This is a genomic window from Sporocytophaga myxococcoides (assembly GCF_000775915.1).
Lineage (GTDB): Bacteria > Bacteroidota > Bacteroidia > Cytophagales > Cytophagaceae > Sporocytophaga > Sporocytophaga myxococcoides_A.
In genome coordinates, this window is record NZ_BBLT01000001.1 from 577,967 (window position 1) to 593,263 (window position 15,297).

A 15,297-nucleotide genomic window follows, 5' to 3' on the forward strand; every position below is an offset into this window, starting at 1 on the left:
ACTTGAATTTTTTATGATCTCTCTTTATTATTCTTTCTTACCTGAATGATCTGGAATCCTAACAGGGAGATAATCGAAACTAAGAATAGTATGGAACCAATTCTTGAAATTTTTTCTCCAACTATATAAGATCTAGGTTCGAATTTGAATAAAATTTCATGTTTCCCTGTGGGAATCTTCAACGCTCTCAATATATAATTGACTCTGATATGTTCTACAGGTTTTCCGTCTATATAGGCATTCCATCCGGGTTGGTAATATACATCAGAGAACACAGCAAGTTGATCACTATTGGTTTCTGCTTCAAATTTCAAATGATTTGGATGATAATCAATCAACTCTATAGTTGCGGTGGTGTCTTTTTTAGGGTTAATCCCTTTTACATATTCTTCAAACCTTTTATCCACAATAGCAGTTTCGGCTGGGTTAAAATTTTTCAACCCAATTAATTCTTCATCTGGTCCGGGTACTATTCTTATATTATCTACAAACCAGGCATTGCCCAGAGCGCCTGGGTTATTTTGAACCATAGGCTGATTAGTTTGCTTATCAGGAAAAATAAAATATTTTGTATTGAGCATATTCAGCACAGACATGTTGTTTTTGCTTAAGCAGGAATCAATCAGGTCCTGATACCTTGCCAGTTTGATTGCGCTGTACCCACCAATTGATTTGTGAAAATATGATGTTATGGCATCTGAAAATGGATTAGCAGTTACATTAAAGACTCTGAAATATGTGTCAGGATCTTTTTGAATAATTTCATCCGCTTGAGTTGGAACAAAGATTGACTCTTCATAATTTTCTTTTTTCCTAAAATCGCTATTGTCTAAGTACCTTTTATCTATACTCCATAAATCGATGAGTACAAGAGCAGATATTGCAAGGTAACATACGGTGGATTTTAGTTTATCATTGATGTAAAGCCAAATAACAGCCGCTGCTGCAACCACGAAGAATAAGGACCTGAAAGCATCCATTCTTAAATTTGACGCTCTGTCTTCTTTTAAAGATTCAGAAAGCCATTGAGGTACTTGCGCATCTGTAGCGCTTGAAAAATCAAAAAATGCACCTCCAAGAATTGCAAAAAATAATGCTATCCCTCCTGTAATACCCAAAGAAATTTTAAGTCCTTTTTGTATTTCATCTTTACTTAGCTCTCCATCAAATATCTTTTTTAATACAATAAATCCCAGCAGAGGAAATGTTATTTCCGCCATAGTAAGAATCATTGTTACACTTCGGAATTTATTATAAAGTGGAACATAATCAAAAAATAAATTAGTTAGGAGTTCAAAATTCTTACCCCATGAAAGAGTAATAGATAAAACTGTTATTGGAATAATCCACCATTTAATTGGCCCTTTTATAAGTACAAGGCCTAATACAAAGAGGAAGCAAACTATTGCACCAAAATAAATTGGTCCCGAAGTAAAAGGCTGATCGCCCCAATATAAAGGCATCCCTGAGATATATTCCTTAGCCTGGCGCTTATCTACACCATTTGAAATGAGGGTTTTATAGGTTGCAGAGCTAGTGCTTAACGGTTCATGAGAACTTCCACCATAAAATGATGGGATGAATAAAGTCATAGTTTCCATTACTCCGTTACTCCAGCTCAGAGCATAATCTTTATCGAGACCATCCCCTTGTGATTTTTTGGCTTGCAAATCAGATCCTCCTCTTGGAGTAGCTTTGGAATATTCAGACATAGTCCACAATCTTGAAAAGTTGGGTCCTATGCTGATGATGGCGCAAACTGCCAATATAAATGATGCAATAAAGAATCTTTTAAGTTGTTTTTCCTTTAGTGATCTTATAAACTCAGCAATGACTATAAATATGATCATTATCAGAAGGTAATAATTGATCTGTACGTGGCTGTAAAAAATTTGAAGGGCAAGGAACAGAATAGTAAGAGCAGCACCTGACACCATATTTCTCCTGTAGGTAAGAATAACCCCTGCCAGAACCGGAGCCATCAACATCATGTCAAATACCTTGTTTATATGACCTGCTTCAATGCTTATTAAGTTATAGGATGAAAATGTATATGCAAGACCACCGGCAAAGCACAGCCAGTAATTAAGTCCATATATATGTAATAGAATGTAAAATCCAAGAAACCCGAGAATGCAAAGTAAAACAGGGGTAGGAATGATGTTATTTATAAAATGATTTGCTTTGATGAATATATTTGTACCATAACCTCTCCACACTGGCATACCACTAAATGTACTGTTTGACCATAATATTTCTTCTCCTGTTTTCTTTTCAAAATCAACAGATTCTTTTAGAGCACCGATAGTTTGAATCATGTCATTCTGAGCCAGACTTTTATTGCTAAAGACGGGGGAGAAATAAATAAAAATAATAACTAAAAAAGCTGCAAAGGCAAGCAGATGTGGTAAAACGTTTTCTTTAAAATAATTAGTTTGCATATTCGAATTTAATGAATATTTAAATTTAAAAACTCAATCTAGTGCGGCAAATATATGGGAATTCTCCTATTACTAGTATATTTAACAAAGATTTCATTCAAATAGAAGTATGGGGATAGTTGTTCGGCAGGGAGTCAAAGGTACAGTTGTTACTTATCTTGGGGTTTTAATAGGAGCGATAAATCTTTTATGGATATTTCCCAAATTTTTGAAGCCCGAAGAAATAGGATTGATAAGGGTCTTATTGGATATTGGAATGGTTGTCGCAGCTCTTTCTCAAGTAGGTGCCGGAAATATTGCTGATCGCTTTTTCAGTCATTTCAGGGATGAAGAGAAATTCCACCATGGTTTCCTGGTTTTTTTGCTCCTTTTCCCATTGCTTGGCTATCTTTTCATAGGCGGAATTCTTTTAATCGGAGAAACTTATTTTATTGAATTCTATCAACAGAAATCTGCTTTAGTTTCTCATTACTTCTATTCCATTTTTCCTCTTGCATTCTTCCTGGTCTATGTTGGAGTTTTTGAGGCTTATTCTCGAATACACATGCGAATAGCAATTCCGGCCTTTTTCAGGGAAGTCCTTCTGAGATTATTGCTCGCAGGCATTGTTATTGTTTATTATTTCAAATTAATAGACCTGGATGGATTAGTTTTTCTGCTCATCTCTACCTATGCCATTAATTTTATTCTTCTGTGTTTCTATATTAAATTTCTGGGAAGGTGGTATCTGAATGCAGGCTATCTGAGGGCTAAAGTTGGATTGATAAAGGAGATAATTTACTATGGACTGTTTATTTTTCTGGCTGGTGCATTTGGCTTAATTGCAACAAAAATTGACATAATCATTTTAAGTGCTTACACAGGGCTAAAATTAACAGGAGTGTATACCATTGCATTTTTTATGGGAACAATAATTGAAATCCCAAGAAGATCTTTAAGTCAGATTGTAAGCCCTTTAATTGGAGAGGCCTGGAGAAATAATGACTTTGTCAAGATTGATGAGTTATATAAAAAGACAAGTTTAAATCAGCTTATTTTAGGAGTTCTTTTATTGTTACTGATCTGGGGGAATATTAATGAACTATTTTTTATGATCCCAAATTCAGAAATTTATATTGCCGGGAAATATATAGTTTTGATTATTGCTATATCAAGACTATCAGATATGGTTACGGGAAGCAACGCAGAAATCATCCTGAATTCCCCATTTTATAAAATAAATTTCATAATAGTTATAATTTCCGGAGTTTTAACAATCGCTGCCAATTTTATTCTCATTCCTAAATATGATATGTATGGTGCGGCTTTTGCAACCTTTATCAGCTTTGGAATTATGAATTTTATTAAATCATATATTATTTACAAAAAGATAGGATTACATCCTTTTACAAAGGAAACCCTTCATATTATCCTAATTGGCGGTGGAATTTTCTTACTCCTGGAGTGCGTGCCCGAAATAGGTAATAATAATATTTATTGGGTTCTGTTTTCGATAGGTTTAAAATCCTTCCTGACTATAATGATTTTTATATTTCTTGTATATTATCTCAAATTTTCAGCTGAACTAAATAATATTATTGATATGATATTACAATTTATCAAAAGTAAACTTTCAAAAAGGTAAAGGGGGGAAAACCTTATCTTTGTGTTTAGTTTTTAAAGTAGAATCTTGATCTTTTTTTAAGTTTTCCTTTAAAGAGGATGGCGGATTCAAAATACGTGGGGAGTAAAGTATAGAAAAAATAAAAATTGAAATTAAAGAAACAGCAATGGTAAGATTATTAAAGCGGTTTAGTTTTAAATAAACTGGCTTTTTATGAAGTGCATCATAAATTTTATCCCAAGCATACGGATCCGGAGAGGTTTCTAACACCTCTAGCTTATTTTTTATCAGCTCATATTTTGGATCTTGCTTTTCCATTCCCGTTCAGGGATAATTTTATTAAAAATAATTTTTTTAAAAAAAGTGAACAATCAAAAAAGATGTCAGGTTCTCTTTTAATTAAAACTCCTTATTACTAGATGCTTTTTTTTAGAAAAAGGTTGTATCGGCCAGTTAAAGATTTTTCTAAAAAATGAAAAAGAGCCTAAAATGCAATTAATCAATTGAAAATTACTCCTTAAATTCTGACAGAATTCAAGGTATTTCTTAATTTTGTGTTTTATTACTGATAATAATATGTTCGAAAGTTTAAGTTCAAAAATTGATAAAGCCTTAAAGACTCTTAAAGGGCAGGGAAAAATTACTGAAATTAACGTAGCTTCTACGGTTAAGGAAATCAGAAAGGCGCTTATCGATGCCGACGTAAATTATAAAGTTGCAAAATCTGTAACAGATAGTATCAGAGAAAAAGCTTTGGGCCGTGAGGTGCTTATCGCAGTTTCTCCAGGTCAGCTTCTTGTTAAAATTGTCAGTGAAGAGCTTACTGAACTGATGGGGGGGACCAAAGAGGATATCAATACCAAAGGAGATCCTGCTGTTATTTTAATTGCAGGTTTGCAAGGTTCAGGTAAAACTACTTTTTCTGCAAAACTTGCAAGTTTTCTTAAAAAGCAAAATAAAAATGTATTGCTGGCAGCCTGCGATATTTATAGACCTGCGGCAATTGACCAGCTTAAAGTTCTTGGTGAGCAGGTAGGGGTCGAGGTTTATTCAGAACCTGAAAATAAAAATGCAGTTCAGATCGCTAAAAATGCTATTGAACATGCTAAAAAGAATAATAAAAAAATTGTAATAGTCGATACTGCCGGACGTCTTGCGATAGATGAGCAGATGATGAAGGAAATTGAAGAGGTAAAAGCCTCAGTTAAACCTTCTGAAACGCTCTTTGTCGTTGATTCAATGACTGGTCAGGATGCTGTAAACACAGCTAAAACCTTCAACGAACGACTGAATTTTGATGGCGTAGTTCTAACCAAATTAGATGGTGATACCAGAGGTGGTGCTGCTTTGTCAATCAGGGCAGTCGTGGACAAGCCTATAAAGTTCATTAGTACAGGTGAGAAAATGGAGGCATTAGACCTTTTCTACCCTGATCGTATGGCTCAAAGAATCCTGGGAATGGGAGACGTTATTTCGCTTGTTGAAAGAGCGCAGCAGGTTTTTGATGAAGAAGAAGCAAAAAAGCTAAATCAGAAAATAAGAAAAAATCAGTTTAGCTTTGATGACTTTTTAGCCCAAATTCAGCAGATTAAGAAGATGGGAAGTATTAAGGACCTGGTTGGGATGATTCCTGGTATGAATAAAATGATGAAGGATATAGATATCGATGATAATGCATTTAAACCTATTGAAGCTATTATAAGAGCTATGACCTTGGAGGAAAGAGAGAACCCGGATATCATCAACGGTAGCAGAAGAAAGAGGATTGCAGATGGTAGCGGTACTACTATTCAGCAGGTTAATAATCTTATCAAGCAATTCTCTGATATGAGAAAGTTAATGAAGAATATGAATAAAATGGGGAAAAAAGGGATGCCTAATATGAATGCATTTGGAAGGTAGTTGTAGGTGAATAAATCTATAAAATGATATATATAAAAAAAGGGGCTCTCGTTAATCAGAGTCCCTTTTTTTATATATAAAGACTTAAAGTAAAAATTATTGTTCAAGTGCCTGAGCTCTGGCCATCCTGCTCCTTAGTATTCTGGTATACTTTAAAGCCAATTTAACATTGTAATCTTCATAAGCTTTTTGGGCCCATTTCATTGCTGAATCAAGATCACCATTTATTTCATGGATTATAGCATAATTATAAGCAGCTCTTCCTGCAATCTTTGGATCTGAATTTGAACTTTCATTTTTCCATATCTCTGCTGCACCGTCCCAATTACCAGCTCTGGCTTTTCTAGTAGCAATTTTCAAAGCATTATTACCTCTTATATAATAGTCTCTTGAAACACGTGTCCAGTATGGAAGTAGCCTATTGGCATAAATGGTACCAGATTCTCTACCCAAACGTGTTACCACTTCTTTTCTATTTACCAATGCTTTTACGGCTTCCATTGGATTTACTCCTTGACTATGTGAAACGAAGCTTCGGTCGAGATGACATTCATCCATTATGACCAGTGAGCCCATTGGATCGTATATACGCCATCCAGTTTTTACTAGAGTATTCAATGTGGCGTTATGGACTATACCCGGTACATTTCCCAATGGGGTAGAAATAGTTGTATTTGCTACATTTACAGCTAGTTTTGTGTCGGTATCAAAAAATTCAAGAGATAAAATTGCATCCACTTGATATGTTTGGCAAAGTTGAGACACTGTTTGAAGTGGAAGCGAATTAGGAAACACTCCAGCTCCCAAGGTTTTAAGATCATTTTTCTCAATGAATACCAAATTGAATCTATCCCCCGCAAGCTCATTTTGGAGAGCAGTGATGCTTGCTTCTGCACCTTCTTTATCCATATTTATTCCTTCAAGAGTCAATAACTTTTCTAAATCATCCAAAGGTTTCGTCTTTTGAGCAGGCAGTGTTCTGTTTATTACTCCAAACCTTTTTATGGATGGGTGCACCCTAACTACAGAGGGCTCAAGTACATTCATGGTAATAATGCCTTTTTTGCTACATGATGAAATTACTACAAGAGCAAAAAGCAGGTAAATGGTTCTCATTAATAAGTAAAGTTTAAAAGGCAAGGAAATAGCTAACCTACATAAGGTTAGATAAAAAGTAATACGAGAAATTATGGATTTGGTTAGCTGGAAAAGTTTAAAAACAGAGGTATAAAATAAAACAGACTGCCCTTGAGGCAGCCTGTTTATAAAAATTACAATGTAGAAAACTTATTATCTGTATAATACAGACTTGGCAGCTTCTACAGTTCTCTTAACGTTTGGAAGTATTACTTCAATTAGAGTTGGAGCATACGGAAGAGGAAGATCTCTGTTAGTTACTCTTCCAATTGGAGCATCAAGATAATCAAAGGCATATCTTTGTACATGATATGCAATTTCAGATGAAATACTCGCAAGTGGCCATGCTTCTTCAACTATAACTAATCTGTTAGTTTTTTTAACAGATTCGACAACTGTTTTATAATCAATTGGTCTTACCGTTCTTAAGTCTATAACTTCTGCGGAAATTCCATCTTTTGCAAGTTCTTGAGCTGCATTAAGAGCAACTTTCATAAACTTACCAAATGACACGATAGTAACATCAGTTCCCTCTCTTTTAATATCAGCTGTACCAATTGGAGTCAAGTATTCGCCTTCTGGAACAGCGCCTTTGTCTCCGTACATCAATTCAGATTCCATAAAAATAACCGGATCGTTATCTCTGATAGAAGCTTTTAAAAGTCCTTTTGCATCTGCGGGAGTAGAAGGAACCACTACTTTTAGTCCAGGGCAGTTTGCATACCAGTTTTCAAAGTTTTGACTATGCTGAGAGCTAAGCATACCTGCGTTTCCTGTTGGCCCTCTGAAAACCATAGGAGCGGAGTATTGTCCGCCTGACATTGACATTAATTTTGCTGCACCATTGATAATCTGGTCAATAGCGACAAGAGAAAAGTTAAATGTCATAAATTCCACAATTGGTCTTAAACCATTCATGGCAGCTCCTACACCGATACCTGCAAAACCAAGCTCTGCAATAGGAGTGTCAATAACTCTTTTGGGGCCAAACTCGTCAAGCATTCCCTGACTCACTTTATATGCACCATTGTATTCAGCCACTTCTTCACCCATAAGAAACACTTTATCATCTCTTCTCATTTCTTCAGACATGGCTTCTCTTAAGGCTTCTCTAAATTGAATCTCTCTCATAGTTACTAAAATGTTTGCAACAAAAATAAAAATTTAAGGGTTTAAAACCCAATAAAATAACAAAAAGGTTATAAACATTAGGGTATACTTCTTTAAAATTCATTTAAGGCATAGGAATTCAGAGATGATGAAAAGGCGATTAGTTTATAATTATTTGTAAATAAGAGTGGTGGGGTTGGCAAAAAAAAAGGCCACCATTTCTGGCGGCCCTTTTCAGTTTTCCACTTTATGCTTATTTAATAGCATTCTTAAAGTTTTCTGAGTTTTGATACTCAAGGAATTCTACATCGTTAAGTGCTTTTTCAGTTAGTTTGCTGTCTAATTGAACTGCTCTCTTAAGATTTTTGGTAAGAGTTCCTTCATCTTTTAATCTTGCAGCAGTAACTGCACTTAGGTAATAACCCCAAGCATTTTTATCGTTGCCTGCAGTAACAGCTTCGAAGCCTTTTTTCGCAGCATCATAGTTTCTGCTCAAAAGATTAGCCAATGCCAGGTTGTATAGAACGTCGTTGGTTTCGTTAGCTTTTGAAAGGCTTTGGATAGCATCATTGTATTTTGCTTGTTTGATTTCCAACGTTCCTTTTACAGCATTGATACCTTTTTTAAGTTCAGTAGAAGCTTGAAGAGCATCAGCTTTTTGTATTTCGGCAGTTGCCTGATCTTTCAAACCTTTAATAAGGTAAGCCACTGCAAGGTTTGTACGAGCTTCAGCATTGTCTTTAATTTTTAAAGAAAGCTCAAGTTGGTTGATTGCCTTATCAGCATTTGCAATCTTAGTTCCATTGTCAATAGCTTTTGCAGCCATTTCAAGATATACAGCTCCAAGGTTGTTATGAGCATCCCATGTATCTTGCTTTTTAATTAAAGCTGTATAGATAGCTTCTTTCTCAGTTAAAATAGGAGTAAGAGTAGCTGCATATGCCAATTCGTTGTAGTTAAGAGTATCTGCTTTTAAACCTTTTTCAGAAATTTCTTTAGCTAAAAGAGAAATCTGAAGGTCACTTTTCTTTGGTTTTACAGTTAGTATCTCAGTTTTTGCAGTTCTTAATTCAGGATAAACTTTTGTAATCAGTTTTTTGAAAGATTTCAGTTTTTCAATTTCTTTTTCTTTATCTAGGAAAGAGCCTGAACCATTGATAATTCTTAATATTTCTGATTTTTCTTCAGGAGAAAGAACTGTTGTAGATTCTAATTTCGCTTTTAGAGGTTCCCAATCCTGGAACACGCTCTTAGTTACAAAGTTTATGGAATCAATTGCATTTTTCTGATTGAAATACTTCATTCTGTCTTTGTAGTATTTCTCAATAACCTTAGCTCTTTCTTCAGCCAGTTTTGAGTTTTTGGCCTCAGTTCCTTCTGGTGAGTGATATCCTATGATTGTTACAGTTCTTGTAGCATTTTTCTTTGCTATAAAAGCATCAAGGTTTTTAGCTTCAGAACCTTTGGTCTCATTTTTAGAAAGTTTAGCACTTCCTTGCTCAAAATAAAAACCTACATTAACAGGGATCAGCTCTTCCTTATTGTTATACCCATGTTCAGCATAGGCAGAATAATAAATGTCTTTTACAAGTCTGGATGTTGTGATCAAACCTTTTGCAACTGGCAATTCAGCCGAGCTTTTGGTTTTGCTTTTGGTGATGTTTGAAGCAGTTCCTACTACAACAAGATCACCATTACCGATTTCAGGTTTGTAACCAAATGAAAAAGCTTTGCTTACTTTTGGTTGTTCTGTTTTAGCGTTCGGGAAATCAGTAGATTTAAATTCTACATCTGCAAGGTTAATTTTTTGATCTCCGTATTTGTAAGCAGTATTTAAGGTGTAGATTTTGTTCTTCTTAAGCATCTTAAGAGGAAGAGCGGCCGAAAGGTCAAATTTAACACTGTCACCATGCACCTCCAAAGGAGAAGGGGTCACAGTCAATTGTTGGTCTTTTGCCATCTTTACCATTTGCTTCAGGGCACAGCCATCTAAAAGCAAAACACCAGTCAAAAGCAATGCAACAGGAGCTTTTTTAGTCAAGGTCATATTAAAAGTGTTTAATTTCATCGTTGCGAAAATATCGTTATAATTTAATTAATACAACATCTTCATTAGGAAATTTTTATACCTATTCCAAGTTTTCAGATATTTTTTATTATATTTGAAATAGGTCAAAAAGATCAACATATGATTAAAATTCTGGCATTCTTTGAGAAACAAGCTTTTGGCGTGTGTTCTACTCTTGGGGAAAAATTGGGGATTGCTTCTTCCGCAGTTAGAATGTTTTTCGTATACGCCTCTTTCTTAACTTTTGGTTCTCCTTTAGTGATTTATCTTTTCCTGGCTTTCTTGGTAAATATTCACAAATATCTTAGAAGGAAAAGAAGTACAATCTGGGATTTCTAGAATTTCAACTTTCCGAATTTATTTTTCCGGAATAAAAAAAACTGCATTATAATAGATTTTTTTAACACTGTGGCGTCTTCTGACAAATACTGGTAACCTGCCTTTTTCAATCGCACCCTCTTAATATATAATTTTTTATACTGGCCATAAACGCTGAAATGAGCTTTGATGACTGCATTAAAATGTCTGTAGGAATCAGAAAATAACAATTTAAATGCCGCAACGCCATCTAATAACATCCGAATGAATATCGTTCTGAAAAAATGTTTATCTGAATGATTTTTAATTAATAAGGCAAGGTTATTTCTGAAATTTAAATATGTTTTTTGCGGATTTGTCGCAGAAAGGGTGCCTCCTCCTACGTGGAATACTTCAGCCTTTCCGCAATACATTATTTTATAGCCCAGTCTTTTTAGTCTCCAGCATAGGTCAATTTCTTCCATGTGTGCAAAAAAATCATCATCAAAGCCTCCTGTTTTATGGAAAAGTTCTGCCTTAATGAACATGCATGCGCCAGTCGCCCAGAAAATTTCTTTAGAATCATTATATTGTCCTTTGTCTTTTTCCAGTTTTTCAAATATTCGTCCTCTGCAAAAGGGATAACCAAGATAATCTATAAATCCTCCTGCTGCCCCGGCATATTCAAAATATTCAGGTTCTAAATATGATTTGATCTTCGGCTGGCAGGCTGCAATTAATGGATCCGAATCCATTAGGCTGATTATAGGGCTAATCCACCCTGCAGTAACCTGAACATCTGAATTTAATAATACATAATATTCAGCCTCAATTTGACTTAAGGCTGAATTATATCCTTTGCAGAACCCTTCATTTTTGGGTAATTGAATAATTTCTACTTCCGGATGATTTTTCTCAACATATTGGAGGCTTTCGTCAAAAGAATTGTTGTCTGCTACATAAACAGTGGCCTCCGGACTATATTTTATTACGTCAGGTAAAAACTTCTTTAAAAATGTTAAGCCATTCCAGTTAAGGATGACTACTGCTACTTTCATGTTAAATTATATTTCCTAAATCCAAGCCTGGTATGTTTGGCAATAAACCTTCTGTTGATTTTTTAAGACTTTCTTTGATCTTTTCTTCTATTTCTTCCATTCCTTTATTTACCGCTGCTACTACCAGGTCCTGTATCATTTCTTTGTCGTTACTTTTAAGCATTTCCGGATCAATATCCAGCTTTACTATTTTACGGTTGCCATTGATAGTTGCTTTAACCATTCCTGCTCCAGCTTCGGAAGTAACAGTGATGTTTACTAAATTGTCTTTAGCTTCTTTTACTTTTGCTTGTACTTCTTTTATTTTTCCAAGCATGTTCATCATATCAAACATGTCTATATCAATTTTTTTCTCAAATCTAAGATTTTATCTTAATAATGTAACTGTTCCTTTATATACCTTTTCTCTTCCTCGGTTATCTTTTGCTTTTATTAGGTAAGCATAGCTGTCTTGTTTAGCTACATCTCCTTTATAAAGTCCATCCCAACCATTATTAATGTCGGTACTGTGAAATACTATTTCTCCCCACCGGTTAAAAACGGTCATTTCAAATTCAGTAAAGAATTTCCCCTTTGGAATAAAAACATCATTAATACCATCTTTGTCCGGAGTAAATGCTGTAGGGGTAAATATCTGAATTTCGTATTTTACTGTTTTTATATTTGACTGTGAAAAGGGGATGACTTCAATTCCCGCCGGAATTGCTTTAATATAATATGTGAACCCAACAGAAGTGTGAGGATCAATTTCTGTGTCTGTAAAAGAAAGACTGGTGCCAGCATCAATTTCTTTTAAAATATTTCCTGATAGATCTGACTTTACTATTACGTATTTTGATATTCCTGAAACAAAACCTGAATAGGGTGTCCATTGCAGCATATTCTCGGTCTCGGACTCTTCTAGAGTGAGTACAACCGGGCATGTCTGATTACTCAGCGGTGATTTATTTCCGCAAGAATCCGAAAATTCAATCTGGTAACAATCACTATCTAAAAAGTTGATTGATGTAAAATAGGGCTGTTGCTTTACTTCTGTTATGATTTCAGGTGATCCTCCATTCGTACTTTTTAAAATAGTGTACTTTGGTATGGAAGAAACAGACGAACTCCATAATATTTTTACCTGATTGTTTTCTATGGTTGAATTCAGGTTACTAATAGCTGTGGGGATATTGTTAGATATTCCTTTTACACAGATTGCCGGAGATTCAAATACTCCTCCTGAAATCAGATGAGTGATAAGTTTATAGCAGTCTTCCTTTCCACATTTGATATCTGTATCACTGATGGTTGTTGTATTACTGGAGGTAAATGTTGAAAGTGTTACACTATTTTTAAGAATCTCATAGCTTTGAAAGCCGGGTTGATGATATTGAGTCCAATTGATATTGTTTGCATTGTTGATAGCCGAAACTGAAAAAGGAGAGGAGCAAATAGTTGAAGAAGAGCTCATGTTATTACAGTCATCAAAAGCTGAAATTCTGTAACAGTAGGAGTTGTTTTCTGTGTTTAGGTTTTCATCAAGAAAACTCGTATTGGTACCATCAATGGTATCGATGGGAGTAAATATCCCGGAATAATTAATGTCTCGTTCAACCTTGTATTGATTAAAAGAAGTTGAAACCGAAAACAAAATATTTATGCTGCCTGATGACTGACTAAAGTTGTTTGCTATGACTTTGTTTAACTGAGGAACCGGCAAAACGGAAAATGGAGTCACATTCTGGGTTGCTGAATTTCCACAAAGGGTAGGTCTGAATCTTCCTGTTAATTTTATAGCGGTCGGTCCTGCCAAAGTAACTATAAGCTCCTGCCCTGAATTAACTGCTATAGGGCCAGTGCCATAATCAAGCAAATATTCATGGTAATAAGTATCGGTAATTCGGATTTTGACCTGATTACTGATGCATCTGAAAACTTCAAAAGCAGGAGGAAGTTTATCCATCACAACTACTGTCTTCTTGGCAGTGTAACTATTGATAATCTGATCTATGACGTATGATCCGGATTTTTTATAGATATAGGATTTGCAAGCTACATAATTATCATATGTAATAGCATTAGGAATTGTGCCGCATGTATCAAGATTGGATCCGTGAAAATTGTAGTAAGTATTTGGTTTGTTGTCGTCACTGATAGTTAATAAATCGCCAACGCAAATAGTGTCGGCAGATAAATCAAATTTTTCCTGCCCTATACTATAAAAGCAGTGGAAAAGTAAAATGACCCCAAAAAAATACTTTACAAATTGAATCACCAGGCTTTGTTATTTTAGTTTTGCGATAATCTCATCAATAGTCAAAGACTCCTGTTCCCCGCTTACCATGTTTTTAACTGCGACTTTTCCGGCTTTAATCTCTTCATCACCTATGATCCCAACGTAGGTCACCTGTTTTTTATTGGCATAGTCTAACTGCTTCTTGATTTTTGCCACATCGGGATAGATCTCACTATTGATACACGCAGCTCTTAACTTGGTAAGCAATGGAAGACCGAATTGTTGTCCCTTTTCGTCAAAATAGCAAAGAAGAATTTTTGTAGAATCTAAATGCTCTTCCGGAAATAAATTTAATTCTTCCATTACATCATAAATTCTGTCAACCCCAAAAGAAATACCGACTCCGGAAACTCCCGGTAATCCGAATACACCAGTAAGATTATCGTAACGACCTCCGCCACTGATACTTCCTATTTGAACTCCGATTGCCTTTACCTCGAATATCGCTCCTGTATAATAGCTCAGGCCACGGGCAAGAGTAAGGTCAAATTCAAGACTGGAGGTTGTCAAACCCAGCAAGCCTACTTTTTCAAGTACAGCATTTATTTCTTCGATCCCTTTTAAACCAGTAGCCGAACTTGCCAGAATTTCTTTCATTGCTTCCAGTTTTTCTTTGCTATCACCTTGCAGATGAAGAATAGGTAAAAGCAATTCTATACTTTTTTCATCAAAATCCTTTTCTCTTAATTCTTTCAGAACTCCTTCGATCCCGATTTTGTCAAGCTTGTCAATGGCAACACAAAAATCTGTTTCACAGCCTGGCTTACCAATTATTTCAGTAATTCCGGACAATATCTTTCTGTTATTGATTTTTAAAGCGAAGTTTTCAATTTTCAGTTTTTTAAATACCTCATGAACCATCAAAACGATTTCAGCCTCGCATAATAAAGAGTCTGTGCCGACAATATCCGCATCACATTGGTAAAACTCACGATATCTGCCTTTTTGTGGCCTGTCTGCTCTCCAAACCGGTTGAATCTGATATCTTTTAAATGGAAAAGTTATTTCATTTCTGTTCATAACGACATACCGTGCAAAAGGTACAGTAAGGTCGTATCTTAAAGCTTTTTCCGTAAGAATATCAGAGTTGATGTTTTTTTCCAGGCCCTTATCAAATTCAGCTTTTAGTTCCTCTTTATTTTTCGCCTCGTAAAGCCTTGAGTTCAATATTTTGAAGATAAGCTGATCTCCTTCATCACCATATTTTCCCGTAAGGACTGAAATATTTTCCATGGAAGGAGTTTCCAGAGGAAGAAATCCAAAACGGGTAAAAACTTCTTTTATAGTAGAAAATATATAATTTCTTTTGGCCATTTTTTCAGGGCCAAAATCTCTTGTACCTTTTGGAATTGAGGGTTTTTGAGTACTCATAATCAGAATTTGCCGGCAAAAATACAAAAAGC

Annotated in this window: 12 protein-coding genes; 3 read left to right on the forward strand and 9 right to left on the reverse strand. The window is 35.2% G+C overall.

The window, feature by feature from the left end:
- Positions 1-11 precede the first annotated feature (11 nt).
- Positions 12-2,441 carry a YfhO family protein gene (locus MYP_RS02345; RefSeq protein ID WP_045457905.1) on the reverse strand — a complete coding sequence of 810 codons (2,430 nt, stop codon included), beginning with the start codon at positions 2,439-2,441 and terminating at the stop codon, positions 12-14.
- A 109-nt stretch (positions 2,442-2,550) separates the two neighbouring features.
- Here MYP_RS02345 and MYP_RS02350 point away from each other — a divergent pair, with 109 nt between their 5' ends.
- Positions 2,551-4,065: a polysaccharide biosynthesis C-terminal domain-containing protein gene (locus MYP_RS02350; protein WP_052429903.1), complete on the forward strand. Its 1,515-nt coding sequence runs from the start codon at positions 2,551-2,553 to the stop codon at positions 4,063-4,065.
- On the opposite strand, the gene MYP_RS02355 is transcribed toward MYP_RS02350, so the two are convergent.
- Positions 4,054-4,362 carry a hypothetical protein gene (locus MYP_RS02355; protein WP_045457909.1) on the reverse strand — a complete coding sequence of 103 codons (309 nt, stop codon included), beginning with the start codon at positions 4,360-4,362 and terminating at the stop codon, positions 4,054-4,056. The genes MYP_RS02350 and MYP_RS02355 overlap by 12 nt on opposite strands.
- A gap of 258 nt (positions 4,363-4,620) precedes the next feature.
- Between MYP_RS02355 and ffh the strand changes: the two genes are divergently transcribed.
- The gene (gene ffh / locus MYP_RS02360; protein WP_045457910.1) at positions 4,621-5,946 is read left to right on the forward strand and encodes a signal recognition particle protein; all 1,326 of its coding nucleotides are present in this window, start codon (positions 4,621-4,623) and stop codon (positions 5,944-5,946) included.
- 96 nt (positions 5,947-6,042) lie between these two features.
- Here the strand turns inward: ffh and MYP_RS02365 are convergent, their stop codons facing one another.
- The 3 genes from MYP_RS02365 to MYP_RS02375 form a co-directional block, all read right to left on the reverse strand.
- Positions 6,043-7,062: a DUF6340 family protein gene (locus MYP_RS02365; protein ID WP_045457912.1), complete on the reverse strand. Its 1,020-nt coding sequence runs from the start codon at positions 7,060-7,062 to the stop codon at positions 6,043-6,045.
- Between the two features lie 174 nt (positions 7,063-7,236).
- Positions 7,237-8,214 (reverse strand): pyruvate dehydrogenase complex E1 component subunit beta, encoded by a 978-nt coding sequence (locus tag MYP_RS02370; protein ID WP_045457914.1) that lies wholly within the window; start codon positions 8,212-8,214, stop codon positions 7,237-7,239.
- A 232-nt stretch (positions 8,215-8,446) separates the two neighbouring features.
- A complete protein-coding gene (locus tag MYP_RS02375; RefSeq protein ID WP_045457916.1) occupies positions 8,447-10,240 on the reverse strand; it encodes an OmpA family protein in 1,794 nt (597 codons plus the stop codon).
- Between the two features lie 141 nt (positions 10,241-10,381).
- On the opposite strand from MYP_RS02375, the gene MYP_RS02380 reads away from it, so the two are divergent.
- On the forward strand, positions 10,382-10,600 hold the full coding sequence (locus MYP_RS02380) for a PspC domain-containing protein (RefSeq protein WP_045457918.1): 219 nt from the start codon (positions 10,382-10,384) through the stop codon (positions 10,598-10,600).
- On the opposite strand, the gene MYP_RS02385 is transcribed toward MYP_RS02380, so the two are convergent.
- From MYP_RS02385 to hisS, 4 genes are read right to left on the reverse strand one after another with little or no spacing between them, the layout of a single operon-like run.
- On the reverse strand, positions 10,597-11,616 hold the full coding sequence (locus MYP_RS02385; RefSeq protein WP_045457920.1) for a glycosyltransferase family 2 protein: 1,020 nt from the start codon (positions 11,614-11,616) through the stop codon (positions 10,597-10,599). The genes MYP_RS02380 and MYP_RS02385 overlap by 4 nt on opposite strands.
- Before the next feature lies 1 nt (position 11,617).
- Positions 11,618-11,950, reverse strand: a complete 333-nt coding sequence (locus MYP_RS02390; RefSeq protein ID WP_045457922.1) for a YbaB/EbfC family nucleoid-associated protein — start codon at positions 11,948-11,950, stop codon at positions 11,618-11,620.
- 33 nt (positions 11,951-11,983) lie between these two features.
- Complete coding sequence (locus MYP_RS02395; RefSeq protein WP_045457924.1) at positions 11,984-13,873, reverse strand: gliding motility-associated C-terminal domain-containing protein; 1,890 nt, start codon at positions 13,871-13,873, stop codon at positions 11,984-11,986.
- A gap of 9 nt (positions 13,874-13,882) precedes the next feature.
- Positions 13,883-15,265 carry a histidine--tRNA ligase gene (hisS, locus tag MYP_RS02400; protein ID WP_045457926.1) on the reverse strand — a complete coding sequence of 461 codons (1,383 nt, stop codon included), beginning with the start codon at positions 15,263-15,265 and terminating at the stop codon, positions 13,883-13,885.
- Positions 15,266-15,297 lie beyond the last annotated feature (32 nt).

Coding starts and splice junctions, on each gene's coding strand:
- MYP_RS02380 (WP_045457918.1), top strand. CDS start 10,382: ATGATTAAAATTCTGGCATTCTTTGAGAAACAAGCTTTTGGCGTGTGT.
- ffh (WP_045457910.1), top strand. CDS start 4,621: ATGTTCGAAAGTTTAAGTTCAAAAATTGATAAAGCCTTAAAGACTCTT.
- hisS (WP_045457926.1), bottom strand. CDS start 15,265: ATGAGTACTCAAAAACCCTCAATTCCAAAAGGTACAAGAGATTTTGGC.
- MYP_RS02355 (WP_045457909.1), bottom strand. CDS start 4,362: ATGGAAAAGCAAGATCCAAAATATGAGCTGATAAAAAATAAGCTAGAG.
- MYP_RS02345 (WP_045457905.1), bottom strand. CDS start 2,441: ATGCAAACTAATTATTTTAAAGAAAACGTTTTACCACATCTGCTTGCC.
- MYP_RS02350 (WP_052429903.1), top strand. CDS start 2,551: ATGGGGATAGTTGTTCGGCAGGGAGTCAAAGGTACAGTTGTTACTTAT.
- MYP_RS02385 (WP_045457920.1), bottom strand. CDS start 11,616: ATGAAAGTAGCAGTAGTCATCCTTAACTGGAATGGCTTAACATTTTTA.
- MYP_RS02370 (WP_045457914.1), bottom strand. CDS start 8,214: ATGAGAGAGATTCAATTTAGAGAAGCCTTAAGAGAAGCCATGTCTGAA.
- MYP_RS02365 (WP_045457912.1), bottom strand. CDS start 7,062: ATGAGAACCATTTACCTGCTTTTTGCTCTTGTAGTAATTTCATCATGT.
- MYP_RS02390 (WP_045457922.1), bottom strand. CDS start 11,950: ATGTTTGATATGATGAACATGCTTGGAAAAATAAAAGAAGTACAAGCA.
- MYP_RS02375 (WP_045457916.1), bottom strand. CDS start 10,240: ATGACCTTGACTAAAAAAGCTCCTGTTGCATTGCTTTTGACTGGTGTT.